Here is a 26645-nt window from a genome sequence, read left to right as displayed (position 1 = left end):
CGGGCCGACAGCGCCCATCCCGGGTGAGTGAGAGATGAACCCTTCGAGTGTCAACGCTAGCCGAAATGGACTGGGCCGCATACCTTCTCAGGTGTGGGCCGGGGTCTTCCCGGGCCACCCGGGAGGCCCGGAACTGCGCGTGAGCTGCCACGGGGCCAACACCCGCCCCCGTGCCGGGCATACGGACGGCTGCCGAATGTGGGCGCCGGGGTGACGCCCGCCGGGAGTTGCCTCGTGACCGATCGTCCCCGCTCCACCAAGACCCCGTCCGCCTCGTCGACCGGCCGCAGGTCGGAATCGACGGGGCGATCCCGTACCTCCCGCCGGGCCGGCGCGGCCGCTCCGGACGGTGACAGACAGCCGGTACGCCGAACCTTCGTTCTCGACACCTCCGTCCTGCTCTCCGACCCCGGCGCGTACCAGCGCTTCGCCGAGCACGAGGTGGTCATACCGCTGGTCGTGATCTCGGAGTTGGAGGGCAAGCGTCACCACCCGGAGCTCGGCTACTTCGCCCGCCGGTCGCTGCGCTTCCTCGACGAGCTGCGCGTCAAGCACGGACGGCTGGACGAGGCGCTGCCGGTGACCGACGTGGGCGGCACGCTGCGGGTGGAGCTCAACCACGCCGACCACAACATCCTGCCGCACGGCTTCCGGGCGGAGACCAACGACGCCCGGATCCTGTCCGTCGCGCTCGGCCTGTCCCGGGAGGGCTCCGATGTGACCTTGGTCACGAAGGACATGCCGCTGCGGGTCAAGGCGGCCTCGATCGGGCTGGCGACCGACGAGTACCGCCACGGCCAGGCCGCCGATCCCACCTGGACCGGCATGGCCGAGCTGGAGATCGCCGCCGCGCAGGTGGCGCAACTGTACGCGGGGGAGACGCTCGAGCTGGACGGCGCCGGTGACCTGCCCTGCCACACCGGCCTGGTGCTGCACTCGAGCAACGGTTCGGCGCTGGGTCGGGTCGGTCCGGACAAGTCCGTCCGGCTGGTGCGCGGTGACCGCGAGGCGTTCGGGGTACGCGGGCGCTCGGCGGAGCAGCGGATCGCGCTGGACGTCCTGCTGGACGATTCGGTGGGGATCGTGTCGCTGGGTGGACGCGCCGGTACCGGCAAGTCGGCGCTGGCCCTCTGCGCCGGCCTGGAGCAGGTCATGGAGCGCCGCAAGCACAAGAAGGTGATCGTCTTCCGTCCGCTGTACGCCGTGGGCGGGCAGGACCTCGGCTACCTGCCGGGCAACGAGGCGGAGAAGATGTCGCCATGGGGGCAGGCGGTCTACGACACCCTCGGGGCGCTGGTGCACGAGAACGTCATGGAGGAGGTCGCCGCCAGGGGCATGCTCGAGGTGCTCCCGCTGACCCACATCCGCGGCCGGAGCCTGCACGACGCGTTCGTCATCGTGGACGAGGCGCAGTCGTTGGAGCGGGGCGTACTGCTGACGGTTCTCTCCCGGATCGGCCAGAACTCCCGGGTGGTGCTCACGCATGATGTGGCGCAGCGGGACAACCTGCGGGTCGGGCGCCACGACGGCGTCGCCGCGGTCATCGAGGTACTGAAGGGGCACCCGATGTTCGCCCACGTGACCCTGACCCGCTCCGAGCGCTCACCCATCGCCGAGGTGGTCACGGATCTCCTGGAGGACGTGCCCTTTTCGAGCTGATTAGCATGTCTTTTTCCGTGAACTAGCTCACAAGGCTACGGTACGGATTAGCCCTCCGCGCCCATCTACGCGAGGGTAGCCGTCGGCGCGTGACATCGAACGTCGGTGATTGCGACTCCGGCGGGGGTCGCCCGATCGGTTGCGGAACGGGTCCTCCCTGGTTGCCAGACGGACCCACCCGGCCGATCGGGACGAGGCCCCGCGGCAACCCGGCGACGGTAGCGTGCCGGTACCTGTCCCCGAGGAAGGGAACCGCTCGTGGCTGGACTGTGGCACCGCGTCGGCATCTTTCGGATCCTCTCCGTCGCACTGCTCGCTCTCGGTGTGGCGGCGGCGGCCGGTCTGAGCGCCACGCGCCAGTCCCAGCAGCGGGAAATGCGGCCGGCCGGCCAGGCCATCCAGGATGACCAGCGGGTGGACGCCGCGGAGCGTGAGCGGGTCTCCGCCGTCTCGCGGAACGCCCAGCGCGAGGTGCAGGCCAAGGCCGACGCCGCCGCATCGGCGGCCGCCGACCAGGCGAGGGTCGCCGAGGAGGCCGCGCGCCGCAAGGCGCAGGCCAAGCCGAGCGCGAGCGCCAGTGCGAGCCCCTCCGCCAAGCCGCCGGCGTTCGGGCCGATCCCCGCCTCCTGCTCCGAGTACACCGGCAACGTCGCGATCGGCTGTGCGCTCATGCTGGAGGCCGGCTACGGCCTCGACCAGATGCCGTGCCTGCGGAACCTCTGGATGAAGGAGAGCGGCTGGCGGACCACCGCGGGCAGCACCGGACGCGCCTACGGCATCCCACAGGCCAACCCCGGCTCGAAGATGGCCGTGTACGGATCCGACTGGCAGACCAACCCGGCCACCCAGATCAAATGGGGTCTCAGCTACATCAAGGGCAAGTACAAGACCCCCTGCGGCGCCTGGTCGAACTTCCAGTCCAAGGGCTACTACTGATTTCTCTGCCTCGACCGGTGGCGGCCGGAGGGTGGAGCTGGTAACACGGGTACGTGACTTCGAACGGCGCACCCACGTCGATGTTGCCGGCTGCGGAGCCTGACTCCGCACGGTTCGGCAGCGACGCGTTCTACTCCGCGATCGGCCGCGCGTTCGTGGCGCTGTGCGCCTTCGTACCCCTGCTGTTCCTGGTCCAACTGATCGACAACCTCACCGGCCAGGTCCTCCAGCGCGACGGCGGCATCCAGCCACACGTCGTACAGGGGCTCGACGGGGTGGTGCTGGCGCCGTTCCTGCACGCCAACTTCGAGCACGTGATGGCCAACAGCGTGCCGCTGATCCTGCTCGGCACGTTCGTCCTGGCCGCGGGGGCCCGGCGGTTCCTGGCAGCGACGGCGTTCATCGCGGTGGTCAGCGGCGCAGGGGTCTGGCTCATCGGCGACCCCCGAACCGTCGTGGTGGGCGCCAGCGGCGTCATCTTCGGGTACTTCGGACTGCTCGTGGTGCGCGGTGTGGTCGAGCGGTCCTGGTGGAACATCGCGGTCGCGCTGCTGATCGGTCTGCTGTACGGCTGGCAGCTCGTCGGCGTACTGCCGGTGGTCGACTCGAACATCTCCTGGCAGGGCCACCTGTGCGGGCTCGTCGCCGGCATGATCGCGGCCGTGCTCTTCCGCCGCCGACGGTCGGGCGCACCGGTGGCGGAGACCTCGACCGGCGACGAGCGGACCCTGCCCGTTTCCTGAAATCCCGCTAATGCGGGTGTGACCTCCATTGCGAGCGGGGAAGGGTGGCCGTACGTTCTACAGCATCGACCACGCCTTGCGAGGAGCCGTCCGATGCGCGAGATCGACGTGGCCATTGTCGGCGCCGGTCCCACCGGTCTGTTCGCGGCCTACTACGCCGGATTCCGCGGCCTGTCGGTGGCGGTGATCGACGCGCTGCCCGAGCCCGGTGGACAGGTCTCGGCGATGTACCCGGAGAAGGTGATCTACGACGTCGCCGGCTTCCCCGCCATCAAGGGTCGTGAACTGGTTGCCAACCTCGTGGAGCAGGCCGCACAGGCCGATCCGGAGTACCTGCTCGGTACCCGCGCCGAGGAACTGTCCTATGTCGACAGCAAGCCGGTGCTCCGGCTGTCGACCGGCGAATCGCTGCACTGTGGCGCCGTCATCATCACCGGTGGCATGGGCAGCTTCACGGCCCGCCCGCTGCCCTCGGCCGCCGAGTTCACCGGGGAGGGCGTGCTCTACTTCGTGCCGCGCCTGGCCGAACTCGCCGGGCACGACGTCGTCATCGTCGGCGGCGGCGACTCCGCCTTCGACTGGGCACTGTCGCTGCACCCGATCGCCAAGTCGGTCACCCTCGTGCATCGCCGGGACAAGTTCCGCGCCCACGCCGGTACGGTCGCGAAGGTCCAGGCGCTGGACATCCCGATCATCGTCAACGCGGAGGTGTCCAAGCTTCGCGGCGGCGAACGGGTCGAGGGCGTCGAGGTGACCCTCCGTGGCGGCGAGGCCCGGGAACTGCCCGCCGACACTGTGGTGGCGGCGCTCGGCTTCACCGCCGACCTGGGCCCGCTCGGCGCCTGGGGGCTGGACCTCGACCGGCGGCACATCCTGGTGGACTCCACCACGGCCACGAACCTGCCGCGCGTCTTCGCCGCCGGAGACATCAGCGAGTACCCGGGGAAGGTCCGCCTGATCGCCACCGGTTTCGGCGAGGCGGCGATCGCCGTCAACAACGCGGCCGTCGCGATCGATCCGGGCGCCCACCTGTTCCCCGGTCACTCCTCCGACAACGGCTGAGCCTCCCGCGGTACGGCGGCCATGCCGGTCAGCCTTCCAGGCCGACCACCCGTGCCGCTGTCCTCATCTGGTACTCGAAGAACGTCCCGCGGTCTTCGATCATGTTGTTGAGCTGGCCGAACAGCTCGAAGCTCACCGCGCCGAAGAGCTGGATCCAGGCGGTCATGCCGCGGGCCAGCAGCGGCTCGGGCACGCCCGGTACCAGCTGGCCGACGAGGGCCGCGAGCTCCGGCCGCAGCGGCTGCGGCACCGGCTGTCCCTGCTCGGCCGCCAGCTTCCCGGCCGCGAAGCCGTCGGCCAGGATGGCGGTGATGAGCAACCCGACCCGGCTGGCCGGCGGGACGGTGTCCGGGGGAGCGGCGTACCCGGGGACCGGGCTGCCGTAGATCAGCGCGTACTCGTGCGGGTTCGCCAACGCCCACTCCCGTACCGCCCGGCAGGCGGCCAACCACCGACCCAGCAGGTCGGCCCGGTCCACGCCCGCCTCGGCCCGTTCGGCGGCCGCGCCGACCGCGTCGTACGCGTCGACGATGAGGGCGGTGAGCAGCTCGTCCCGGCTGGCGAAGTACCGGTAGATCGCGGACGAGACCATGCCCAGCTCGCGGGCGACCGCGCGCAGCGACAGGTTGGCGCCGTCGGTGGCGAGGTGGCGCCGGGCGGCGGCCTTGATCTCCTCTGTCATCTCGGCGCGGACCCGGGCGCGGATGGAGGCGGCGGTCATGGTCCAAGTTTTGCACACAATTCGGAGCGTCGCCATTTTTAGAGAGCACTGCTCTTGACTTTTGTGGCGGCGCGTGGGACGGTGTCTCCAACAGAGAGCACTGCTCTAGAAGGAGAACAGAGATGTCGCTTCACGTGGTCGTCGGCGCCGGACCGGTCGGGACCGGGGTCGCCAGGATCCTCGCCGAGCAGGGCGAGTTGGTCCGGATCGTCACCCGTCGCGGTGGCGGCCCGGCGCACCCCGCGATCGAGCGGGTCGCCGCCGACGCGGCCGACGCCGGTCGGCTGCGCGAACTGAGCGCGGGCGCGGTCGCCCTGTACAACTGCGCCAACCCGCCGTACCACCGCTGGCCCACGGACTGGCCGCCGATCGCGAACGCGATGCTCGGTGCCGCCGAGGCCAGCGGTGCGGTGCTGACGATCACCGGCACCCTGTACGGGTACGGGCCGGTGAACGGACCGATGACGGAGGAGACCCCGCTCGCCGCGACGAGCCGCAAGGGCCGGGTACGGATCGGCATGTGGCGCGACGCCCTCACCGCCCACCGGGCCGGGCGGGTACGGGTGACCGAGGTGCGTGGCTCGGACTACATCGGCGCGGGGGCCGCGTCCATCTTCTCCGCGATCATCCTGCCCGCGATGGCCAAGGGGCGAACCGCCCGGGTACCGGCCGACGTCGACGCGCCACACAGCTTCACCTACACCGGCGACATGGCACGAATGCTGGTCACCGCGGCCCGCGACGAGCGCGCCTGGGGCCGGGCGTGGCACGCGCCGACCAGCCCGGCGCTGTCGGTCCGCGACCTGGCGCAGCGGTACTTCCGGGTGGCCGGGCACCCCGGGGTGAAGGTCACCGCCCTGCCGCGCGCCGCGCTGTACCTGGCGGCTCCGTTCAACCCGTTCGTCCGGGAGCTGATCGAGATGGACTACCAGTTCCGGGCGCCGTTCGTACTGGACTCATCGGCCGCGACCGGGACCTTCGGGCTGACCGCGACCCCGCTCGACGAGACGCTCGCCGAAATTGCGACGGCCGCCCGGTCTCGCCCTCGTTCATGATCACCGAGAGTTGTGGCCGTCATAGCGCCCACAACTCTCGGTGATCATCAGGAAGGTCGGCGCCGGGTGGGCAGCGCGGCGATGCCCACGGCGACCAGTGTGAGCGCGATGCCGAGCAGCGTGTTGGCCCCCGGTCCGCCGGCGCTGCCGGGGGCCAGGAAGTCGATCAGGGTGGCCATGAGCAGTTGACCGGCGATCGTGGCCAGGCCGAGCAGCAGCACGCCGGTCCAGCGCACGACCGACGCGGAGACCGCGATGAACAGGACCCCGATCAACCCACCCACGTACAGCCAGGGCTGGTGCGGCAGGGCGCCGGTCGGCCAGCCGCGTACGGCCACATCGACGGAGAACGTGATCAGGAGCGCGGCCATCCCGGCGGCGAAGTTGACCAGCGTCGCGGGCAGGGCCGAGCCGGCCCACTGCCGTACCCGCCCGTTGACCGCCTGCTGCCAGGAGGTGCCGATGCCGGCGAGCGCCGGCAGCGCGGCCAGGGCCAGCAGGCCCGGCCGGCCGACCTGGTTGGAGACGGCCACCAGGACCGCCCCGACGGTGAGCACCGCCCCGATCACCCGGGCCGGGGTGAGCGGATGGTGGCCGGTGGGGCCGATGCCGAGCCGGTCGACGGCCAGGCTGCTGACCGACTGGCCGGCGACGATCGCGACGCTGAACACCGCGACGCCGATGACCGGTACCGTCACGCCCTGGCTCAGTACGAGCAGTGCGCCGCAGGCGCCGCCCAGCAGGTGCCACCAGCGCAGACGGCCGGTGCTGACGGCGTCGCGGACCGACGCGAGGCCCGACCGTACCGACGGGAGCACGGCCGCCGCGACCGCGAGGACGATCAGGCCGATGCCGAACGAGATCACGGCGGCGGCGATGCCGTCATGCAGCCGGGCGGCGAGGTCGCCGTTGACCCGCGACTGGACCGCGACGAGCGCACCGCACCCCAGCGCCGCGGCCAGGCCGGTCGCGCGCTGGGCCGGGGTGGCGGCCGCGGTCCCCACGGTGGCGGCGTTCGTGTCGGTAGCGTTCGTGTCGCTGGCGGGCGGGCACTGCGAAGTGGTCACACCGAAGTCTTTCCCGCGACCGGCGCCCGGTGCCGCGATTCGTCGTCGAACCCGGGGTGACGCCTGTCTCAGGCGCCCGCCTCAGGCGTGGTCGATCGGCGAACCGTCGAAGTCGACCACCGAGTACAGGTTGAGCTTCTCCAGCCGGTGGTAGGAGTCGATCACGCGGATCGTCCCGCTCTTGGAGCGCATCACGATCGACTGGGTGTAGGCGCCTCCGGAACGGTAACGCACACCCTTGAGCAGGTCACCGCTGGTGACACCGGTCGCGCAGAAGAAGATGTTCTCGCCCTTGACCAGGTCGTCCGTGGTCAGTACCCGGTCCAGGTCGTGCCCGGCGGCGAGCGCCTTCTCCCGCTCCGCCTCGTCGCGCGGCCACAGCTTGGCCTGCATCGCACCGCCCATGCACTTGAGCGCGCACGCGGCGATGATCCCTTCAGGGGTACCGCCGATGCCGACCAGCAGGTCCACCTCGCTGGCCTCGCGGGCGGCGCTGATGGCGCCCGCGACGTCGCCGTCGGAGATGAACCGGATCCGGGCGCCGGTCTGGCGGATCTCGTGGATGAGCTTCTCGTGGCGCGGCCGGTCGAGGACGCAGACGGTGACATCCGACACATTGCCGCGCTTGGCCTTCGCCACCCGGCGGAGGTTCTCGGCGATGGGCGCGTTGATGTCGATCACGTCCGCGGCCTCCGGTCCGACCGCGAGCTTCTCCATGTAGAAGACCGCGCTCGGGTCGAACATGGCGCCGCGCTCGGTCACGGCCAGGACGGCCAGGGCGTTGGGCATGCCCTTGCTCATCAGGGTCGTACCGTCGATCGGGTCGACCGCGACGTCGACCTCGGCGCCGGTGCCGTCGCCCACCTTCTCGCCGTTGTACAGCATCGGGGCGTTGTCTTTCTCACCCTCGCCGATCACGACGACACCGCGCATCGGCACCGAGTTGATCAGGCGTCGCATCGCGTCGACGGCGGCGCCGTCGCCGCCCTCCTTGTCGCCGCGGCCGACCCAACGCCCCGCGGCCATGGCCGCGGCCTCGGTGACGCGCACCAGGTCAAGGGCTAGGTTGCGGTCGGGCTCCTGCGGCGTGCGGACTGGTGGGACATTTGTTCCGGTCATGCGGCGCCTCCTGGTCCGTGGGCGGCAGCGATGCCGCAATCCTGGCAGATCGTGGGAGTGAACGGTCGTTCGGGTGGCCTGGGTCCGCCATTGATGTCTTCGATCGGGGAGTATGGGGAGCGTGCAGACAGCCAGCCCCACCGCAGCGCCCCGGCGTCTTGGCCGGTCACCCCGTGACATGGCGCTGTCCCTGCTTGTCCTTCTGGTGCCGATCGTAGTCCTGCTGGGGATGTACAGGTTTCTCGGCGGCGAGAGCCCGACGGTGGTCGACCCCTCCACCGCGTACGCGGACGCCCGCGCCGCCCGCGCCTTCCCGGTGGCAGAGCCCGCCGTGCCCGCCGGCTGGCAGCCGGTCAGCTCGGCGTTCCGTCGCGGCGACGCCGGTTCGGTGCTGCGGGTCGGTTTCCGAAGCCCCAGCGGCGGCACCGCCCAGCTCGTGGAGAGCAACGTGAGCGCGGGCGCCCTGCTCACCGCGGAGCTGGGTGCCGGAGCGCGCGACGAGGGCCCGGCCGGGCTGGTCGGCCAGGAGTGGCGCCGCTACACCGCGACCCAGGGCGACCGCGCGTACGTGCTCAGCCAGCAGGACCGGACGGTGATCGTGATGGGCCGCGCCGCCGACGCGGAGCTGACGCAGCTCGCGACCTCGCTGCGCTGACAGCGTCCTCGCTGAGACGGTGTCCTCGCCCCGCCGGGCGAGGACACCGGTGCTACTCGGACTCGGTCCGCGCGGCGTCCAGCCGGGCTCGGGCACCGTCGAGCCACTGTTGACACACGGTCGCGAGGCGCTCGCCACGCTCCCACAGCGCCAGGGACTCCTCGAGGGTGCTGCCGCCCGCCTCGAGCTTCTCCACCACCGTGGCCAGCTCTGCGCGCGCCTGCTCGTAGCTCAGTTCAGGGGTACTCATGACGCTGTCACCCTACGGGAAAGGAAGACGATCTCGTCGATCGTGGTGAACCCGGCGCGGCGGTAGATGCCCGCCACATCCCGATTCTCGGGCGTGCCGGGTGATTCTTACATGATCACAGCGGGTCTTCAGCCCTCGACCGTCGCCGTCAGTTCCCCGCCGGCGAGCCGGACCCGCAGCCGGTCGCCCGCCCCGACCTCGTCGGGGGACCGGACCACCGCGCCGTCCGGGCGCTGCACGATCGCGTACCCGCGCTGCAGCGTCGCGGCGGGGGACAGTGCGCGGAGCCGGGCGAGAGTGTGCTCCAGCTCGCCGCCGGCGCGGTCGAGCCGGTGGCTGAGGCAGCGGGTACCCCGCTCGCGCAGCGCTCTGACCTCGGTCTCCCGCTGGTCGACCATGGCCTCGGGGCGGGCCAGGACCGGCCGGCTGCGGATCGCGTCGAGTCGCTGCTGTTCGCGGTCGAGCAGTTGGGTGACGCGGCGCCGCAACTGCTGACGGGCACCGCCGATCAGGCGTACCTCCTCGGCCAGGTCCGGGACGATGCGCTTCGCCGCGTCGGTGGGCGTGGACGCGCGCAGGTCGGCGACGTAGTCGACCAGCGGTACGTCAGTCTCGTGTCCGATCGCGGAGACGACCGGCGTACGGCAGGCGAACACCGCCCGGCACAGCGCCTCGTCGGAGAAGGGCAGCAGGTCCTCGACCGAGCCGCCGCCGCGGGCCAGCACGATCACGTCCACGCTGTCGTCGGCGTCGAGGACGGCCAGCGCGTCGAGGATCTGCGGTACGGCGCCGGGGCCCTGTACCGCGACGTTGACGATGCGGAAGTCGATCGCCGGCCAGCGACGGCGGGCGTTGTCCCGCACGTCCCGCTCGGCGGCGCTGGCCCGGCCGGTGATCAGGCCGATCCGCCGGGGCAGGAACGGCAGCGGCCGCTTACGTGCCCGGTCGAACAGCCCCTCCGCGCGCAGCAGCTTCTTGAGGTGCTCGATACGGGCCAGCAACTCGCCGATTCCGACCTGGCGGATCTCGTCGGCCCGCAGGCTCAGCGTGCCGCGGGCCGGGAAGAAGTCGGGCTTGGCGTGGACCACGACGCGGGCGCCGTCGGCCAGGTTCGGCGCGCCGGAGTCGAGCACGTCGCGGTTGGTGGTGACGGTCAGGCTCAGGTCGGCGGAGGGGTCCCGCAGCGTGAGGAAGACGGTGCTGGCCCCCGGCCGCCGGCTGATCTGCGCGATCTGCCCGTCCACCCAGATCCAGCCCAGCCTGGCGATCCACGACGCGATCTTCTGGCTGACGACCCGTACCGGCCAGGGGTTCTCGGGGGTCGTCGATGGAGGTGTCGTGGCGGCTTCAGTCACGGGCCTCAGCGTACGGTGGCCCGGCTCGCGAGGTCCGTTTACCACAGCCTCGTACCATGGGCGGGTGACCGATACCCCGAAGCGTGTCCTGCTTGCCAAGCCCCGCGGCTACTGCGCCGGCGTCGACCGCGCCGTGCAGACCGTGGAGGAGGCGTTGAAGCTGTACGGCCCGCCGATCTACGTGCGCAAGGAGATCGTGCACAACCGGCACGTCGTCGCCACGCTGCAGGCGAAGGGCGCGATCTTCGTGGAGGAGAACGAGGAGGTCCCCGAGGGCTCGACCGTCGTCTTCTCCGCGCACGGGGTGGCCCCGGAGGTCCACGAGCAGGCCAAGCAGCGCTCGCTGAAGGCGATCGACGCGACCTGCCCGCTGGTGACCAAGGTCCACCACGAGGCCCGTCGCTTCGCCGCCGAGGACTACGACATCCTGCTCATCGGTCACGAGGGGCACGAGGAGGTCATCGGTACGACCGGCGAGGCCCCCGCGCACATCCAGCTCGTCGACGGTCCGGACTCGGTCGACAAGGTGACCGTACGGGACCCGTCGAAGGTGGTCTGGCTGTCCCAGACGACCCTGTCGGTGGACGAGACCCTGGAGACCGTCGACCGGCTCAAGCGCCGGCTGCCGCTGTTGATGTCGCCGCCCAGCGACGACATCTGCTACGCCACGTCCAACCGCCAGGAGGCGGTCAAGTCGATGGCGCCCTCCTGCGACGTGGTGATCGTCGTCGGTTCGGTCAACTCGTCGAACTCCCAGCGGCTGCGGGAGGTGGCCGTCGACGCCGGTGCGCGGGCGGCGTACCTCGTCGACTACGCCAGCGAGATCCGCGAGGAGTGGCTGGAGGGCGCGTCGACCGTCGGCCTGACCTCGGGCGCGTCGGTCCCCGACGAGCTGGTCATGGAGGTCCTCGACTTCCTGGCGGAGCGCGGCTTCGGTGAGGTGGCCGAGGTGACCACGGCGGACGAGAAGCTGACCTTCTCGCTGCCGCAGGAGCTGAAGCGGGACATGAAGGCCGCCGCGGCCGCTCGGGCCGGCCATGCCGCCGTGCTCGCAGCAGGCGCCACCCAGGCCTGATCGCCCGTCTCTCAAGATCCGCGCGCTCGCCCGTCGCCGTCGCACGATCCGCAATGTCGCGCTCGTTGCTGCTTCGGAGCGCCGAGGCAGCAACGGCTCACATATTGCGCGGATCTTGAGAGAGCAGTGACGCGTACTCGCTGTCGACCAGCTCCGGTGCCTGCAACTGGCGGGGCGCGACCTCGACCTGGGCCGGGGCGTTCAGCTCCTCGGCGGAGACGCCCAGGTCACCGAGGCGCCGCGCGCTGACCAGTACCCGTGCCTCGAGCGATCCGATCGCCTTGTTGTAGGCGGTCACCGCGCCCGACAGCGAGGTGCCGACCTTCGCGAGATGGTCGCCCATGGTCGACAGCCGCGCGTACAGCTCCTTGCCCAGGGTGTGTACGGCGACCGCGTTGCGGGCCAGGGAATCCTGGCGCCACGCGTACGCGATCGTGCGCAGCAGCGCGACCAGCGTCGCCGGCGTGGCCAGCACGACGTTGCGTGCGAAGGCGTACTCCAGCAGGGCCGGGTCGCGCTGGAGGGCGACGTCGAGGAACGGGTCGGCGGGCATGAACAGCACCACGAACTCGGGCGCCTGCTCGAACGCCGACCAGTAGGCCTTGGCAGACAGGCTGTCGATGTGGGCCCGTACGTGCTTGGCGTGCGCGGCGAGGTGACCGTTGCGGATCGCGTCGTCGCGCGCCTCCATCGCGGACAGGTACGCCTCGAACGGCGCCTTGGCGTCCACGACCACGTGCCGGCCGCCGTGCAGGCGTACCACCAGGTCGGGGCGGACCCCACCGGCGTCGGTGACGCCGGCGACCTGCTCGGAGAAGTCGCAGTGCCCCAGCATCCCGGCGGCCTCCACGATGCGGCGGAGCTGGTGCTCACCCCAGCGGCCACGCACCTGCGGCGCCCGCAGCGCGGCCACCAGCTGCCGGGTCTCGGTACGCAGTTCGCTGGAGACCTCGGACATGCCCCGTACCTGCTGGCGCAGGGCCTCGTACGCGCCGACCCGGTCCCGCTCCAGCTCGGCCACGCGCTGCTCGTACCGCAGCAGCGCCTCCCGCAGCGGGGCGACCGCGTCCGCCACCGCGTCCTGGGTCTGCGCGCTCGCCTCGAAGCTGAGCGCCCGCAGCGACTGCTCCAGCCGCGCCTCGCCCTCCTTGGTGGCGCGCAGCGTGGCGTCCAGCCGCGCGATGTCCGCCGCGGATCGGTTACGGGCCGCCAGCCAGCCGAGGGCGGCACCGACGAGCAGGCCGACGATGAGAAGGAGAAGCGCCACGATCGTTAGCATGCCGTACTCGTGTACGAGACACGGGTAGGTAACGTCTAACTGATAGTCGAGTCCTCGGCGTAATGGGGGTTCCTCGTGGTTTTCTCGTTTTTCGGACGTAAGCGGCGCGAGCGGGAGCTCGCGGACGCGCGGGAGGAGGCCCTGCGCTGGTACGAGCGGCTCGGTGGCCAGGTCATGAACCTCTCCGGCGGTGACGACCCGGCAGCCAAGCAGGCCCTGGTCGACGCGGGGGAGCGGTACAACGCGGCCGGGGCACAGCTCGACCGGGCCACCAGCCCGAAGCAGTACGAGCTGGCCCGGGAGACCGCCCTGGAAGGCCTGGCCTACGTGCGTGGTGCCCGGACCGCGTTGGGGCTCGACCCCGGACCCGAGCTTCCGCCGCTGGCCGGCCAGCGCGCCGCCGGGGCGCTCACCAGGGAGCGCGAGGTGGAGGTGCAGGGCCAGCACATCAAGGCCGGCCCGCGGCCGGGCAGCGACACGCCGTACTACTACCCCGGCGGCATGGTCGGCGGCCGGCCGGTGCCCTCCGGCTGGTACTCCCAGCCGCTGTGGAAGACCGCACTGGCCGCAGGGGCCGGAGCCGTCGGCTCGATGCTGCTCTTCGACGCACTGTTCAGCCCGGCCTTTGCCGACCCCGGCTTCGAGCAGGGCCTCGACTACGCCGACCAGCACGGCTGGGACCCCGGCGGTGGCGACGGCGGCGGCGGTGACTGGGGCGGCGACGGCGGCGGCGGTGACTGGGGCGGTGGCGACTTCGGCGGTGACTGGGGCGGTGGCGATTTCGGTGGGGACTTCGGCGGCGACTTCTGACGACGCCTGCCGGTTCTGACGACGTCTGCCGGTAGTTGTCCACAGCTGCGGATTCGGTGTTGTGCGCCGCCACCGAGGCGGCGCACAGTCGATTGTGCTGCTGACACAGGACGGTCTCGTCCGCCACGACCAGTTGACCCTGCTCGGCGTCACCCGCGCCGGGCTGCGCTGGCGGCTGGATACCGGCGCCTGGCGTGAGGTGCTGCCGTCGGTGTACGCCTCGTTCGGCGACCCGCTCAGCCCTCGCCAGCGCTGGATCGCCGCCTGCCTCTACGCCGGTCGCGGAGCCGCGCTCACCGGCCGGGTGGCGCTCCAGGTCCACGGCGTCCGGAGCCTGCCCGCCGACCCGGCGGTACGGGTACTCGTGCCGCACGCCCGTCAGGTCCGGTCGGTCGAGTTCGTACGGGTGCACCGCACCCGGCGGCCCGATCCGGGCGACGAGGTGGCGCCGCCGATCCGGACCTGTTCGCTGAGCCGGGCCGTGGCCGACGCCGGCCGGTGGTGCCACGACCTCGCCGCGATCCGGGCGATGGTGGAAGAGGTGGTCCGGGAGCGCCGGGTAGGCGTCGAGGCGCTGCGGCGCGAGGTGGAGCAGGGGCCGACGGCCGGCAGCGGGCTGCTGCGACTGGCGCTGAACTCGCTATGAGGAGGCGGTGTCCGAGTCCCGGGCGCCGCCGGGCCGGGCGGAGACGGCGGAGTCGGCCGGAACCGGGTGACCGGTGACGCGGGTGTCGCCGTTCCCCGGGGCCGACGCGCGGCCGACCCGGTCGGGCCGTACGTTCTCGTGCGGGAACACCCACCGGCGGAACGCCCACAGGCGGAAGACCATGCCGAGCAGCGTGCCCAGGATCATGCCGAAGACGAAGTCGGACAGTTCCTGAACGGGTCGCGAGACCGTCGGCACCTTCAGGTCGAACACGTAGCGCGACATCAGCAACGGAATGTCGGTCAACCCCACCGCGACCGCGCTGATCAGGAAGAACAGTGTGGCCTCGTGGTGGCGGCGGCGGCCACCACGGGTCCGGAACGACCACTCGCGGTTGAGGAAGTAGGAGATGATCGCGGTGATCACGGTGGCGATCGTCAGGGCCGTGACGGGCCGGTGGGGCAGCACCGTGAACTTCAACCCATAGTTGATCAATACGGCGAGCACGTAACAGAAGCCGCCGACCATGAGGAACTTAACGGACTCGCGGCGCTTGATCAGTATCGAACGAAACGGTTGCGGCACGACGGCCAGCACGCGATCGACCAGGGACACCGGACGGACTATACCGGGCCGATGTTGCCCATGGCCGTGACCGGAGAGCGGGGCCGGTCACGGCCATGTCAACCGATACGTTCAAAATGCGCAGGCGACCACGAGCTCGTCGGTACGCCCGGGCAGCAGGTCGACCCGGCCGATCCCGCCGGCCGCACGCAGGTCCGCCTCGGCCAGCGCCAACAGGTCCAGCTGGCTCGCCGGGCCCAGCACCTCGGCCAGCGGTACCGCCGTCTTCATCGACATGCGCCTGTCCGACTTGGCCCGGCGCACCTGATGCAGCGCCGCGCTGGTGACGGTGAGCACGTCGCGGTCACCCACGGCGTCGGTCAGTTCCCGCGCCGACGGCCACGGCGCCCGGTGCACCGAGCCGTACCGCCACCACGACCAGACCTCCTCCGTCACGTACGGCAGGACCGGCGCGAACAGCCGCAACTGCACCGACAGCGCGAGCGCGAGGGTGGCCCGCGCCGACGGCGACCCGGCGTACGCGCGCTCCTTCACCAGTTCGATGTAGTCGTCGCAGAACACCCAGAAGAAGCGCTCGGCGGCCGTGAGGGCTCCCGTGTGGTCGTACCCGTCCAGGGCTGCCGTCGCCGACTCGACCGTCGTCGCGAGGTACGCGAGCAGCGACCGGTCCAGCGGCTCGGTCACGGCCGCGACGCCGTCGCGCAGCGCCGAGGCGGCACCCAGGCCGAGTACGAACCGCGACGCGTTGAGCAGCTTCGTCGCCAGCCGCCGGCCGATGCGGATCTGCGCCTCGTCGAACGTGAGGTCGGTGCCCGGGCGGCCGGTGGCGGCCCAGTACCGCACCGCGTCCGAGCCGTACCGCTCCAGCGTCTCCAGCGCCGGGTTGGCGTCGAACGCCTTGGACATCTTCTTTCGGTCCGGGTCCAGGATCCAGCCCGAGATCACCGCCGTCTGCCAGGGAAGCGAGCCGGCCTCCAGGTGCGAGCGCACCACCGTCGCGAACAGCCAGGTACGGATGATCTCGTGCGCCTGCGGCCGGTGGTCGAACGGGAACACCCGCTCGTACAGGTCCGGATCGCGTTCCCAGCCACCGGCGATCTGCGGGGTCAGCGACGAGGTGGCCCAGGTGTCCATGACGTCCGGGTCGGCGACGAAGCCGCCCGGCCGCCCGCGCTGCCACTCGTCGTACCCCTCGGGCGGCTCGGACGCGGGGTCGACCGGCAGCCGCCACTCCGGCGGGGTCAGCGGGCGCCCGTAGCTGATCGACCCGTCGACGCGCACGGGGTACCACACCGGGATCGGCACGCCGAAGAAGCGCTGCCGGCTGATCAGCCAGTCCCCGGTCAGGCCGCGCACCCAGTGCTCGTACCGGTGGTGCATGTGTTCGGGCACCCAGCGCAGCTCCTCACCGCGTTCCAGCAGCTTCTCGCGCAGCGCGAGGTCGCGGCCGCCGTTGCCGATGTACCACTGGCGCGAGGTCACGATCTCCAGCGGCAGGTCACCCTTCTCGTAGAACTTCACCGGATGGGTGATCGGGGCCGGCTGGCCGACCAGGTCGCCGCTCTCGGTGAGCAGCTCCACGATCCGCCGCCGGGCCTGGGCGATGGTTCGGCCGGCCAGCTCCGCATAAGAGGCCGCGTCCACGCCGGTTGGCGGCTCGGGCAGCAGCCGGCCGTTCCGGCCGATGACCGTACGGGTCTCCAGGTTCAGCTCGCGCCACCAGGTCACGTCGGTCACGTCGCCGAACGTGCAGACCATGGCGATGCCCGTACCCTTTCCGGGGTCCGCCAGCGGGTGCGCGTGGACCGGCACCTCCACGCCGAACAGCGGGGTACGCACGGTATGCCCGACCAGGCCGGCGAAGCGGGCGTCGTCGGGGTGGCAGACCAGCGCGACGCAGGCCGGCAGCAGCTCGGGCCGGGTGGTGTCGATCTCGACATCGGAGCCGAACCGTAGCCGGTGCATGGCGCCCGGTCGTTGCCGGTCCTCCAGCTCGGCCTGGGCCACCGCGGTCTGGTACGTCACGTCCCACAGCGTCGGCGCCTCGGTGAGGTACGCCTCACCGCGGGCGAGGTTGCGCAGGAACGCCCGCTGGCTCGCCACCCGGGCGTCGTGGCCGATCGTCGTGTACTGGTACGACCAGTCGACCGACAGGCCGAGCCGGCGCCACATCGCCTCGTACGCCTGCTCGTCCTCGGCCGTCATCCGCTCGCACAGCTCGATGAAGTTACGCCGCGAGATCGGCGTCCACTCGCCGGTCGGGATGAACGCCGGGTCGTAGGGCAGCGCCGGGTCGCAGCGGACCTTGAAGTGGTTCTGCACCCGCCGCTCGGTCGGCAATCCGTTGTCGTCCCAGCCCATCGGGTAGAACACGGCCTTGCCCCGCATCCGCTGGAAGCGGGCCACGATGTCGGTGTGGCTGTACGAGAAGACGTGCCCCATGTGCAGGGCGCCGGATACGGTCGGCGGAGGCGCGTCGATCGCGTAGACGCCCGCCCGGTTCCTCGACCGGTCGAACGCGTACGTACCCTCCTCCTGCCAGCGGCGCGACCACTTCTCCTCGAGCCCGTCCAGGGTCGGACGCTCGGGGATGCGGCGCGCGGTGCGCTCCGTATCCGTCATGGACCGATGCTAAGTAGGGCGGGCGCGCCGCGCCGCCCTATTACGAGCGGCTGCGCAGATCGGCAAGGTCATCACAACGTCCGGGAAGTCGTGGCCCCGGTCGTCACCGGAGACCACGACTTCAGGCGGGTTGTGCCGGTCTAGACGAGGCTGTCGCGCCATTCCTGGTGGAGCGTCGCGTACCGGCCGCCGTCTGCCACCAGCCCGTCCGGCGGCCCGTCCTCGACCACTCGACCGGCGTCGAGGACGAGCACCCGGTCGGCGATCTCCACCGTGGACAGCCGGTGGGCGATGACGATGGCGGTACGGTCGGCGAGGATCGTTCGCAGCGCCCGCTGCACCAGCCGCTCCGACGGGATGTCCAGAGAGGACGTTGCCTCGTCGAGGATCAGCACGGCCGGGTCGGCCAGGAACGCCCGGGCGAACGCGACGAGTTGGCGCTGGCCGGCGGAGAGCCGCCCACCCCGTTTGCGGACGTCGGTGTCGTACCCCTCGGGGAGCGCCCGGATGAACGCGTCCGCGCCGATCGCGCGGGCCGCGTCCTCGACCTCCTGGCGGCCGGCGTCCGGGCGGCCGAACCGGATGTTGTCGGCGACGGTGCCGGAGAACAGGAAGTTCTCCTGGGTCACCATGACCACGGCCCGGCGCAGGTCGTCGTCGGTGAGGTCGCGCAGGTCGACGCCGTCGAGCGTGACCGTACCCTCGCTCGGGTCGTAGAAGCGGGCGACCAGCTTGGCGATCGTGGACTTGCCGGCACCCGTCGCGCCGACGACCGCGACCGTCTGGCCGGACGGGATGTGCAGGTCGAGCCGGGAGAGTACGACCCGCTCACCGCGGTAGGCGAACCGTACGCCGTCCAGGCGCAGGTCTCCGCGGGCCGCCGGTAGCGGCTCGGGCCGGGCCGGCTCCGGTACGGACGGGGGTTCGTCCAGGACGCCGGCGAGCTTCTCCAGCGCGGCGGTCGCCGACTGCAACGAGTTGTAGAACTGGCTGAGCTCCTGCATCGGCTCGAAGAACCGGCGCAGGTAGAGCAGGAACGCGGCGAGTACGCCGACCTCGGTCTGCCCGTGCAGGGCCCGGTAGCCGCCGTAGGTGAGCACCACGGCGATCGTCACGTTGCCGACCAGCTTGATGCTGGGGGAGTAGGTCGCGATCAGGCGGTTCGCCGTCAGGTTGGCAGCCCGGTAGTCGTCGTTGACCGCGTCGAAGATCTCCTGGTTGCGAGGCTCGCGCCGGAACGCGTGCACGGCCCGCATGCCGCCCATCGACTCGACGAAGTGGACGATCACCAGGGCGACCGCCTCCCGGGTACGCCGGTAGGCCCGCGCCGAGGCGCGCTGGAACCAGCGGGACAGGATCAGCAGGAACGGGAACGACGCCATCGTGACCAGCGCCATCGGCCAGTCGAGCCAGAGCAGGATGGCGGCCACCGAGATCACCGACAGGCCGGCGAGGACGAGGTCCTCGATCCCGCCGTCGAGCAGTTCGCTGATCGAGTCCATGTCGCTGGTCAGCCGGGCCACCACCCGGCCGGAGGTGTACCGCTCGTGGAACGCGACGCTCAACCGCTGGAAGTGGTCGTACACCCGGCGCCGCAGGTCGAGCAGGATGGCCTGGCCCACCCTGCCGGACAGCGCCAGGAAGCCGCGCTTGGTCGCGAACTCGGTCACGATGGCGACGGCGAACGCGACCGCCACCGCGACGAGTACGGTCGGGTCGTCCCGCCCGCCGGACAGCGGCGGGATGCCCCGGTCGATGCCGAGCTTGACGAGGTACGGGCCGGCCATCGCGGCGGCGTTCTGGGCCAGCAACAGGGCCACGACCACCCGGAGCGCGCGGCGGTGCGGGCGCAGCAGCGAGCCGAGCAGCCGCCGGGTTCTGGCGCGCAGCCGTACCACCGACGCCTCGTCGGCGGCCTCCGCCGCCGTACGCTCGGCGTCGTCGTCCGGTGCGACCCCTCGCCAGGCCTTGAGGTCGACGCTCATGCCGCTCCCTCCTCGAGCAGGTGGCCGGACGAGACGGCGTCGGTGGAGGCGGACAGCACGGCGCGGTACTCGGGCACGGTCGCCAGTAGTTCGGAGTGCGTTCCGACGGCCGTGATCTCCCCGTCGTACAGGAGCGCCACCCGGTCGGCGAGCGCGACCGTGGACGGCCGGTGCACCACGAGCAGTGCGGTCGTCCCCTTCAGCACCCGGGCCAGGGCCTCCTCGACGAGTGCCTCGGTGTGCACGTCGAGGGCGGACAGCGGGTCGTCCAGGACCAGGACCCGCGGCTTGCCCAGCACCGCGCGGGCGAGCGCGAGGCGCTGCCGCTGGCCGCCGGAGAGCGACAGCCCCTGCTCCCCGACGCGGGTGTCCAGGCCCCACGGCAGGTCGTACACGAAGTCGGCCTGCGCCACCGCCAGCGCCTCGGTGATCTCGGCGTCGCTCGCGTCGGAGCGGCCGAGGGCGAGGTTCTCGCGCACGCTCATCGAGAACAGGGTGGGCTCCTCGAACGCGACGCCGACGATCCGGCGCAGGGAGCTGAGCCGGTAGTCGCGGACGTCGCGCCCGTCGATGGTGATCCGGCCGCCGGTCACGTCGTACAGCCGGGGCACCAGCGACACCAGTGAGGTCTTGCCCGAGCCGGTGGCGCCGACGACGGCGAGCGTCTCGCCGGGCCGTACGTCGAGGTCGACGCGGTGCAGCACCGGGGTCTGCGCACCCGGGTACGCGAACCGGACGCCCTCGAACCGGACGTGGCCCTCGACGTCGCGGGGCGTGACGACGGCCGCCGCCGGGTGGTCGACGATGGACGGCTCGGTGTCGAGCACCTCGTAGACCCGGTCGGCGGCGGTCATCGCCTCCTGGCCGTTGGCGATGATCCAGCCCAGCGCGTCGATCGGCCAGACGAGCATCACCTGCAACGACACGAACGCCACCAGGCCGCCGAGCGACAGGGCGCCGCGGGAGACCTCCAGAGCGCCGACGACCAGTACGAGCGCCAGCGTCACGTTCGGGATCAGGTCGAACTGGGACCACGTGTTGGCCAGCATGCGCGCCTTGCTGACCCCGGTGTCGTGGACCCGCCGCGCGCCGTCGGCGAACCGGGCGCCCTGGTGGCGGCGCCGGCCGAAGGACTTGATGACCCGGATGCCCTGCGCGGACTCCTCGACCTGGGTGGCCAGGTCACCCAACTGGTCCTGCATGGTGCGGGACGCCTTGAAGTACTGCTGGGTGAACCGCTTGCTCACGGAGAACAGCGGCACGGCGCTCGCCGCGACGAGCAGCCCGAGCGGCCAGTACAGATGGATCAGCAGCGCGACGACGGTGACGTAGGTCCCGGTGTTGACCACCAGGAAGATGAGGCCGAAGGAGAGGAAGCGCCGGATCACCGAGAGGTCGCTGGTGGCGCGGGACAGCAGCTGGCCGGACTGCCACCGGTCGTGGAACGCGATCGGCAGCCGCTGGAGGTGCGCGTACAGGTCGCGGCGCAGTTCGGCCTCCATGCCGAGCGCCGAGGCGGACTGGGTCCAGCGCCGGATGAAGATGAGCAGCGCTTCCACCACGCCGAGCGCGAGGGCGAGTGCGCCCAGGGTGAGCAGGCCGGTCGCGTCGCCGTGGCGCACCGGGCCGTCGACGACCCGGCGCACCACCAGCGGCACCACGATGCCCGCGCCCGTCGCCGCTCCGGCCGCGATCAGCAGCCAGACCATCTGGTTGAGGTAGGGGCGCACGTAGTGGCGGACTCGCCACAGGTTGCGTAGCCGATGGGGGACAGTCAGAGGATTGTCAGCGGTCGGCACGCCTCGAAGCTACCGGGATGGTCTGACGTTCCCCACCGCTTTTCGCCATATGATGATCTTGATTGAATCGCCCCCAGGGGAGTGATCAGCGTAGATAGGATGGGGAGCGGATTCAGGCCTCGTGGTCGAGCAGCCACCGTTTGACCGGCAGCCCCCACCGGAAGCCGCCGAGCGTCCCGTCGGTGCGCAGCACCCGGTGGCACGGCACGAACAGCGCCGCCGCGTTGCGGGCGCACGCCTGCGCCGCCGCCCGCACCGCCGCCGGCCGCCCGGCCAGCGCCGCGAACCCGGTGTACGTGACCGGGTGGCGCACCTCGCGAAGCACCTGCCACGCCTGCTCCAGGAACACCCCGGACCGCTGGCGCACCGGCACCTCGTCGACCGCCGCGAGGTCACCGTCCAGGTAGGCCAGCACGGCCTTGGTGACCGGGCCGAGGTCCGCGCGCGGCTGCGGGTCCGTGGCCGGTTTCAGGGTCGAGTGTACGAGGGGAGCCAGCACTGCCGGGTCGGTGGTCCAGCCACTCGCCAGCACCGTGTCGTCGTCGGCCAGCAGGATCGTGAACGGGCCGGCCGGGGTATCCATCGTGGACGTATACCAGTTCATGCGTGCCTCCAGAGTCTGATCAGCGCATACGAGCGCCAGGGCCGCCAGCGCGTGGCGTACGCGGCCAGCGCCGTCGGATCATCGGGCAGGCCGAGCGCCGCTGCGCCCCGGCGTACGCCCAGGTCGGTCGGGAGAAAGACGTCAGGGTCGCCGAGCGCGCGCAGCGCGACGTAGCCGGCGGTCCACGGGCCGACCCCCGGAAGTTCGAGGAGCCGCCGCTCGGTCTCGGCGCGGTCCGCGCCGTCGTCGAGTACCAGATCACCGTCGGCCACCACGGTGGCGAGCGCCCGGATCGTACGGCGGCGGGCGGCCGGCATGGAAAATGCCTCGTCCGGTGCGGCGGCGACGGTGGCGGCGCCCGGGAAGAGCATCTCCTCGCCGCCGTCGACCGCGCAGGCCCGGACCAGCTTCGCGAGCACCGTCCGGGCCGCGGCGACCGACACCTGCTGGCCCACGATCGCCCGGACGGCGAGTTCGAAGCCGTCCACGGTACGCGGTAGGCGTACCCCCGGTTCTTTCTCGATCGTCTCGGTGAACGCGGGGTCCATGGCGAGCGCGGCGTCCACCGCCTCGGGGTCGGCGTCCAGGTCGAGCAGGCGGCGGCAGCGCGCCACCGCCGGGGCGAGATCACGGACGTCGGTCAGCCGGAGCGTGGCCTGGATGTAGCCGTCGCGGGGCGCCAGCGACGCGGTGCCGGACCCGTGGGGCAGGCGCAGCGTGCGGTGGTACCCGTCGCCGTCGACCGTTTCCACGCCGGGGATCGCGCGGGCGGCCAGGTAGCCGACCAGTGCCTCGGCGTGCAGCGGGCGCCGGTACGGCAGCCGCAGCGTGATTGTGCCGGGTGTCGCGGTCCGGTGCGCCGCCGACGCTTCCCGCAGCGCCGACGGCGGCCGCCCGTACACGTCCCGGATCGTCTCGTTGAACTGCCGTACGCTGCGGAATCCGGCCGCGAACGCGATCTCGGCCAGGCCCAGGTCGGTCGTCTCGACCAGCACCCGCGCGGTCTGGGCGCGCTGCGCCCGCGCCAGCGCCAGCGGCCCCGCGCCCAGTTCGGCGTGCAGCATCCGGTGCAGGTGCCGCTCGGTGTACCCGAGCCGGCCGGCCAGGCCGGGCACGCCGTCCCGGTCGACGACCCCGTCGCCGATCAACCGCATCGCGCGGGCCACCACGTCCGCCCGGTTGTCCCACTCCGGCGAGCCGGGCGCCGCGTCCGGGCGGCACCGCAGGCAGGCGCGGAAACCCTCGCGCTGCGCCGCGGCCGGGGAGGGCAGGAACCGGACGTTGTGCCGCTTCGGCGTGACGGCCGGGCACGACGGGCGGCAGTAGATCCGCGTCGACGTCACGGCCGTGACGAACCAGCCGTCGAAGCGCGGGTCCCGGCTGTCGACCGCCCGGTAGCACCGTTCGAAGTCCAACTCCACGCCTTCGATCCTGCCCCTGTCGGGTACCGGATGCTCGCGGTTTTCGGACATGGCCGTGCGCGTCACCGTCGGCGGATTTTGTCGCCGGTCGATGGCATGCTGACCGGCATGCGCATCGCTGACCACATCGCCGTACTGGACCACGATGGCCGACGGATGGCGGACGCCGCCGAGCGCGCCGGTGTGGACACCGAGATCCCGGCCTGCCCGGGCTGGCGGATCCGGGACCTGCTCGGCCACCTGGGCGGCGTGCACCGGTGGGCGGCCTCCTACGTCACCACGGGAAGAAACGAGCCGTTCAGGCGGGACGGGCTGGCGGAGTTCGCCGCACCCGATGCCGACGACGCGCTGGTGGGCTGGTTCCGGGAGGGTCATCGGGCGCTGGTCGACACGCTGGCTTCCGCCGACGAGTCGGTAACGTGCTGGACGTTCCTGCCCGCCCCGTCTCCGCTGGCGTTCTGGGCCCGCCGGCAGGCGCACGAGACCGCGATCCACCGCGCCGACGCGGAGTCGGTGACCGGCGGCGTCCCCGACTGGGACCCGGAGTTCGCGGCCGACGGCGTCGACGAACTGCTCAACGGCTTCGTGAGCAGGCCACGTGGCCGTCTGGTCGCCGACCCGCCCCGGAGCATGGCGGTGGCGGCGACCGACGTCGACGCGGCGTGGACGATCATGATCGGGCCCGACAGTCGCCGCGTGGACCCTGGTGCCGACGCCGCCGACCTGACCCTGACGGGGCGTGCCAATGATCTGTACCTGATGCTGTGGAACAGGCGGGGTGCCGACGGTCTCGACGTGCGCGGCGACCGGGCCGTCCTTGACCTGTGGCGCCAGCAGGCCAGGATCTGACGCACAGCAGTCGCCCGGATCTTGGCGCTGACACCGCGTAGACTCGGCGCACGTGAGTCTCAGCATCGGTATCGTCGGCCTGCCCAACGTCGGCAAGAGCACCTTGTTCAACGCGTTGACCAAGAACAACGTGCTCGCGGCCAACTACCCCTTCGCCACGATCGAGCCCAACATCGGCGTGGTGGGCCTGCCCGACCCCCGGCTGGAGAAGCTCGCGGAGATCCACGGGTCAGAGAAGATCATCCCCGCACCCGTCTCGTTCCTCGACATCGCCGGTCTCGTCCGTGGCGCCTCGAAGGGCCAGGGCCGGGGCAACGCGTTCCTGGCCAACATCCGCGACGCGTCCGCGATCTGCCAGGTCGTACGCGCGTTCAGCGACCCGAACGTGGTGCACGTCGACGGCAAGGTCTCGCCGTCCGACGACATCGAGACGATCAACACCGAGTTGATCCTGGCCGACCTGCAGACGCTGGAGAAGGCGATCCCGCGGCTGGAGAAGGAAGCGAAGCTGCGCAAGGACCGGGCGCCGCTCGTGGCGGCCGCCAAGGCTGCGGCGGAACTGCTCAACACCGGCACCACGCTGTACGCCGGCGCGGAGAAGGCCGGCATCGACGTCGCCGAGCTGCGCGAGCTGCACCTGCTCACGACCAAGCCCTTCCTGTACGTCTTCAACGTCGACGAGGAGGAGCTGGCCAACGAGGCCGTCCTGGACGAGCTGCGCGCCCTGGTCGCGCCCGCCGAGGCGATCTTCATGGACGCGCAGGTCGAGTCCGAGCTGATCGACCTGCCCGAGGACGAGGCGCGCGAGCTGCTCGAGTCGATCGGCCAGCACGAGCCCGGCCTGCACCAGCTGATCCGGGTCGGCTTCCGTACGCTCGGCCTGCAGACCTACCTGACGGCCGGTCCGAAGGAGTCGAGGGCCTGGACGATCCCGATCGGGGCGACCGCCCCGGAGGCCGCCGGCGTGATCCACTCCGACTTCCAGCGCGGGTTCATCAAGGCCGAGGTCGTCGCGTACGACGACCTGATCGCGACCGGTTCGATGGCCGCCGCGAAGGCCGCAGGTAAGGTCCGCATCGAGGGCAAGGAGTACGTGATGCAGGACGGCGACGTGGTGGAGTTCCGCTTCAACGTGTAGCGCGACGCACTCACCGGCCGGGGATGCGACGGCTTGACTCGCCGGGGTCCCGCTAGTCGTCTTCGTCACCCGCGTCGTGACGACCCCGCTTCTTCGGCCGCATGAACCCGGCAAGGCCCGCTCCGAGGTTCTTGGCGCCGTCGAGGACGCCCTTTGCGGCGGTCAGCGCCTGCGGCTCGTCCGGGATCCCGTCTCCGTCGAGGTCCACGCTACGGAACGGCCGGGAGACGGTACTGGCGGCCGTGGTGACGCCGCTGCCCACGGCGGTCGCGGCGCCGCCGACCCAGCCTCCGGTCGCCTGCGCGGCGCTCTCGAGCGCGAGCAGCGCGCGGTTCGGCTCGTCGCCCTTGTCCGGCTTCTCCTTCACCTCAACGGCCAGGTGGTCCGGGAATGCTTCGGGAGCCGGAGGGAAGGCGCCCTGAGCCGCGACGACGACTTCACGTCCGAAGACGAACCGCGACGCGCCGCTCAGGACGGCCCCGACGCTGAACTCGACGGCCGTCTGCCCCCGTTTGCCGAGCTGCTCGCGGAGGTCTTCGAGCTTGCCGCCCTGGATGCTCTGTATCAGTGACTTCGCCCCGTCGCCGGGCAGTGAGCCGGCCAGCGTGCTCGCCCAGTGGGACCAGTCACCACGTCCATCCGCAATACGCTGCCCCATGTCGACCGCCGACGATGGCGAAGCCTTGGCGAGGTCGGTGGCGAAGGAGGTGATCTGGGCCTGGCTCACCCGGCTGTTCGAGAGGCCGTACACGAGCGCCTTCGCCTGATCCTGGTCGTAGGTGATGCCATGAATGTCCGCGAGGGCGAGCCCGAACATCGCGGTGATCTCGAAGTGCAGTTGCTCGTCCGCGGCGGGCAGAAGATTCGTCGCCGCCGCGGTCTTGGCCAGACCGATCGCCGCGGCCTTGACACCGGCCTTGACGCCGGTTTTGGCGGCGCCGCCGCCCGGAATGAAGCTGACTGCGATGCCGCCGGCCGTCACGATCCCGCCCGCAACACTGATCGCGGTCAGGTAGTGCCGCTCGAGCGCCTTGATGATCTCGGCGGGCGTGGCGTCCGGGTTCCGTCGGCGCACCCAGCGGGCATACTTCCGAGCGATCGCCTGGCGACCGCTGACCGCTTTCGCGATCTCCCGCTCGGCGTCCTCGTCGACGAGTTCCGCCTCGAGCGTGATCTGCTCGAGAGCCTGGCTGGGCTCGGTCATCGGACT

Annotated in this window: 24 protein-coding genes; 11 read left to right on the top strand and 13 right to left on the bottom strand. The window is 71.4% G+C overall.

All coding sequences use genetic code 11. The features are described from left to right. Window positions 1–234 precede the first annotated feature (234 nt). The 4 genes from phoH2 (at window position 235) to Pme01_RS03695 (ending at window position 4400) form a co-directional block, all read left to right on the top strand. Window positions 235–1659: an RNA 5'-3' helicase PhoH2 gene (phoH2, locus tag Pme01_RS03710; RefSeq protein ID WP_168112656.1), complete on the top strand. Its 1425-nt coding sequence runs from the start codon at window positions 235–237 to the stop codon at window positions 1657–1659. A 258-nt stretch (window positions 1660–1917) separates the two neighbouring features. Next, window positions 1918–2595 carry an aggregation-promoting factor C-terminal-like domain-containing protein gene (locus Pme01_RS03705; RefSeq protein WP_168112657.1) on the top strand — a complete coding sequence of 226 codons (678 nt, stop codon included), beginning with the start codon at window positions 1918–1920 and terminating at the stop codon, window positions 2593–2595. A gap of 80 nt (window positions 2596–2675) precedes the next feature. After that, window positions 2676–3338, top strand: coding sequence for a rhomboid family intramembrane serine protease (locus Pme01_RS03700; protein WP_168113368.1), 663 nt, complete (start codon window positions 2676–2678; stop codon window positions 3336–3338). Between the two features lie 93 nt (window positions 3339–3431). Beyond that, on the top strand, window positions 3432–4400 hold the full coding sequence (locus Pme01_RS03695) for an NAD(P)/FAD-dependent oxidoreductase (RefSeq protein WP_168112658.1): 969 nt from the start codon (window positions 3432–3434) through the stop codon (window positions 4398–4400). A 28-nt stretch (window positions 4401–4428) separates the two neighbouring features. On the opposite strand, the gene Pme01_RS03690 is transcribed toward Pme01_RS03695, so the two are convergent. After that, entirely contained in the window at window positions 4429–5121 is a 693-nt protein-coding gene (locus Pme01_RS03690) for a TetR/AcrR family transcriptional regulator (RefSeq protein ID WP_168112659.1), read from the bottom strand. Between the two features lie 122 nt (window positions 5122–5243). Between Pme01_RS03690 and Pme01_RS03685 the strand changes: the two genes are divergently transcribed. Beyond that, a complete protein-coding gene (locus Pme01_RS03685; protein ID WP_168112660.1) occupies window positions 5244–6176 on the top strand; it encodes an NAD-dependent epimerase/dehydratase family protein in 933 nt (310 codons plus the stop codon). Between the two features lie 47 nt (window positions 6177–6223). Here Pme01_RS03685 and Pme01_RS03680 read toward each other — a convergent pair whose 3' ends face one another. Next, window positions 6224–7180 carry a DMT family transporter gene (locus tag Pme01_RS03680; RefSeq protein ID WP_168113369.1) on the bottom strand — a complete coding sequence of 319 codons (957 nt, stop codon included), beginning with the start codon at window positions 7178–7180 and terminating at the stop codon, window positions 6224–6226. 144 nt (window positions 7181–7324) lie between these two features. After that, complete coding sequence (gene glpX / locus Pme01_RS03675) at window positions 7325–8362, bottom strand: class II fructose-bisphosphatase (RefSeq protein WP_168112661.1); 1038 nt, start codon at window positions 8360–8362, stop codon at window positions 7325–7327. 112 nt (window positions 8363–8474) lie between these two features. Here glpX and Pme01_RS03670 point away from each other — a divergent pair, with 112 nt between their 5' ends. Beyond that, window positions 8475–9017, top strand: coding sequence for a DUF4245 family protein (locus Pme01_RS03670; RefSeq protein ID WP_275408489.1), 543 nt, complete (start codon window positions 8475–8477; stop codon window positions 9015–9017). A gap of 52 nt (window positions 9018–9069) precedes the next feature. On the opposite strand, the gene Pme01_RS03665 is transcribed toward Pme01_RS03670, so the two are convergent. Further along, the gene (locus Pme01_RS03665; protein WP_168112663.1) at window positions 9070–9267 is read right to left on the bottom strand and encodes an exodeoxyribonuclease VII small subunit; all 198 of its coding nucleotides are present in this window, start codon (window positions 9265–9267) and stop codon (window positions 9070–9072) included. A gap of 128 nt (window positions 9268–9395) precedes the next feature. Next, window positions 9396–10622, bottom strand: a complete 1227-nt coding sequence (xseA, locus tag Pme01_RS03660) for an exodeoxyribonuclease VII large subunit (RefSeq protein WP_168112664.1) — start codon at window positions 10620–10622, stop codon at window positions 9396–9398. Between the two features lie 64 nt (window positions 10623–10686). Here xseA and Pme01_RS03655 point away from each other — a divergent pair, with 64 nt between their 5' ends. Continuing rightward, a complete protein-coding gene (locus Pme01_RS03655) occupies window positions 10687–11697 on the top strand; it encodes a 4-hydroxy-3-methylbut-2-enyl diphosphate reductase (protein WP_203935407.1) in 1011 nt (336 codons plus the stop codon). Between the two features lie 97 nt (window positions 11698–11794). Here the strand turns inward: Pme01_RS03655 and Pme01_RS03650 are convergent, their stop codons facing one another. After that, window positions 11795–12976 carry a DNA recombination protein RmuC gene (locus Pme01_RS03650; protein WP_168112666.1) on the bottom strand — a complete coding sequence of 394 codons (1182 nt, stop codon included), beginning with the start codon at window positions 12974–12976 and terminating at the stop codon, window positions 11795–11797. A gap of 75 nt (window positions 12977–13051) precedes the next feature. Between Pme01_RS03650 and Pme01_RS03645 the strand changes: the two genes are divergently transcribed. After that, window positions 13052–13786, top strand: a complete 735-nt coding sequence (locus Pme01_RS03645) for a hypothetical protein (RefSeq protein ID WP_168112667.1) — start codon at window positions 13052–13054, stop codon at window positions 13784–13786. Window positions 13787–13880: 94 nt separating this feature from the next. Next, entirely contained in the window at window positions 13881–14432 is a 552-nt protein-coding gene (locus Pme01_RS03640) for a hypothetical protein (protein WP_168112668.1), read from the top strand. On the opposite strand, the gene Pme01_RS03635 is transcribed toward Pme01_RS03640, so the two are convergent. The 6 genes from Pme01_RS03635 to Pme01_RS03610 all read right to left on the bottom strand — a co-directional run bounded on the left by Pme01_RS03635 (window position 14427) and on the right by Pme01_RS03610 (window position 23448). After that, a complete protein-coding gene (locus Pme01_RS03635; RefSeq protein ID WP_168112669.1) occupies window positions 14427–15047 on the bottom strand; it encodes a GtrA family protein in 621 nt (206 codons plus the stop codon). The two genes, Pme01_RS03640 and Pme01_RS03635, sit on opposite strands and share 6 nt — an antisense overlap. 81 nt (window positions 15048–15128) lie before the next feature. After that, window positions 15129–17639, bottom strand: a complete 2511-nt coding sequence (valS, locus tag Pme01_RS03630; protein WP_168112670.1) for a valine--tRNA ligase — start codon at window positions 17637–17639, stop codon at window positions 15129–15131. Window positions 17640–17779: 140 nt separating this feature from the next. Beyond that, complete coding sequence (locus Pme01_RS03625; RefSeq protein WP_168112671.1) at window positions 17780–19624, bottom strand: ABC transporter ATP-binding protein; 1845 nt, start codon at window positions 19622–19624, stop codon at window positions 17780–17782. Next, entirely contained in the window at window positions 19621–21333 is a 1713-nt protein-coding gene (locus Pme01_RS03620) for an ABC transporter ATP-binding protein (protein WP_168113370.1), read from the bottom strand. The genes Pme01_RS03625 and Pme01_RS03620 overlap by 4 nt, the downstream gene beginning before the upstream one ends. Window positions 21334–21535: 202 nt before the next feature. Continuing rightward, the gene (locus Pme01_RS03615; RefSeq protein ID WP_168112672.1) at window positions 21536–22027 is read right to left on the bottom strand and encodes a methylated-DNA--[protein]-cysteine S-methyltransferase; all 492 of its coding nucleotides are present in this window, start codon (window positions 22025–22027) and stop codon (window positions 21536–21538) included. Next, window positions 22024–23448, bottom strand: a complete 1425-nt coding sequence (locus tag Pme01_RS03610; protein ID WP_168113371.1) for a DNA-3-methyladenine glycosylase 2 — start codon at window positions 23446–23448, stop codon at window positions 22024–22026. The genes Pme01_RS03615 and Pme01_RS03610 overlap by 4 nt, the downstream gene beginning before the upstream one ends. 108 nt (window positions 23449–23556) lie before the next feature. Here Pme01_RS03610 and Pme01_RS03605 point away from each other — a divergent pair, with 108 nt between their 5' ends. Both Pme01_RS03605 and ychF read left to right on the top strand, forming a co-directional pair. Further along, window positions 23557–24297 (top strand): maleylpyruvate isomerase family mycothiol-dependent enzyme, encoded by a 741-nt coding sequence (locus Pme01_RS03605; protein WP_168112673.1) that lies wholly within the window; start codon window positions 23557–23559, stop codon window positions 24295–24297. A gap of 52 nt (window positions 24298–24349) precedes the next feature. Further along, window positions 24350–25435, top strand: coding sequence for a redox-regulated ATPase YchF (gene ychF / locus Pme01_RS03600; protein ID WP_168112674.1), 1086 nt, complete (start codon window positions 24350–24352; stop codon window positions 25433–25435). 52 nt (window positions 25436–25487) lie between these two features. Here the strand turns inward: ychF and Pme01_RS03595 are convergent, their stop codons facing one another. Then, the gene (locus tag Pme01_RS03595; RefSeq protein ID WP_168112675.1) at window positions 25488–26639 is read right to left on the bottom strand and encodes a hypothetical protein; all 1152 of its coding nucleotides are present in this window, start codon (window positions 26637–26639) and stop codon (window positions 25488–25490) included. Between the last annotated feature and the right edge of the window lie 6 nt (window positions 26640–26645).

Source organism: Planosporangium mesophilum (assembly GCF_016863255.1).
GTDB lineage: Bacteria > Actinomycetota > Actinomycetes > Mycobacteriales > Micromonosporaceae > Planosporangium > Planosporangium mesophilum.
The sequence above is the reverse complement of the archived record's forward strand: the minus strand, read 5'-3'. Positions and strand labels throughout refer to the sequence as shown.

Coding starts and splice junctions, on each gene's coding strand:
- Pme01_RS03695 (WP_168112658.1), top strand. CDS start 3,432: ATGCGCGAGATCGACGTGGCCATTGTCGGCGCCGGTCCCACCGGTCTG.
- Pme01_RS03685 (WP_168112660.1), top strand. CDS start 5,244: ATGTCGCTTCACGTGGTCGTCGGCGCCGGACCGGTCGGGACCGGGGTC.
- valS (WP_168112670.1), bottom strand. CDS start 17,639: ATGACGGATACGGAGCGCACCGCGCGCCGCATCCCCGAGCGTCCGACC.
- Pme01_RS03620 (WP_168113370.1), bottom strand. CDS start 21,333: ATGGTCTGGCTGCTGATCGCGGCCGGAGCGGCGACGGGCGCGGGCATC.
- Pme01_RS03625 (WP_168112671.1), bottom strand. CDS start 19,624: ATGAGCGTCGACCTCAAGGCCTGGCGAGGGGTCGCACCGGACGACGAC.
- Pme01_RS03605 (WP_168112673.1), top strand. CDS start 23,557: ATGCGCATCGCTGACCACATCGCCGTACTGGACCACGATGGCCGACGG.
- Pme01_RS03670 (WP_275408489.1), top strand. CDS start 8,475: ATGGGGAGCGTGCAGACAGCCAGCCCCACCGCAGCGCCCCGGCGTCTT.
- Pme01_RS03595 (WP_168112675.1), bottom strand. CDS start 26,639: ATGACCGAGCCCAGCCAGGCTCTCGAGCAGATCACGCTCGAGGCGGAA.
- Pme01_RS03690 (WP_168112659.1), bottom strand. CDS start 5,121: ATGACCGCCGCCTCCATCCGCGCCCGGGTCCGCGCCGAGATGACAGAG.
- Pme01_RS03700 (WP_168113368.1), top strand. CDS start 2,676: ATGTTGCCGGCTGCGGAGCCTGACTCCGCACGGTTCGGCAGCGACGCG.
- Pme01_RS03665 (WP_168112663.1), bottom strand. CDS start 9,267: ATGAGTACCCCTGAACTGAGCTACGAGCAGGCGCGCGCAGAGCTGGCC.
- glpX (WP_168112661.1), bottom strand. CDS start 8,362: ATGACCGGAACAAATGTCCCACCAGTCCGCACGCCGCAGGAGCCCGAC.
- Pme01_RS03615 (WP_168112672.1), bottom strand. CDS start 22,027: ATGAACTGGTATACGTCCACGATGGATACCCCGGCCGGCCCGTTCACG.
- Pme01_RS03650 (WP_168112666.1), bottom strand. CDS start 12,976: ATGCTAACGATCGTGGCGCTTCTCCTTCTCATCGTCGGCCTGCTCGTC.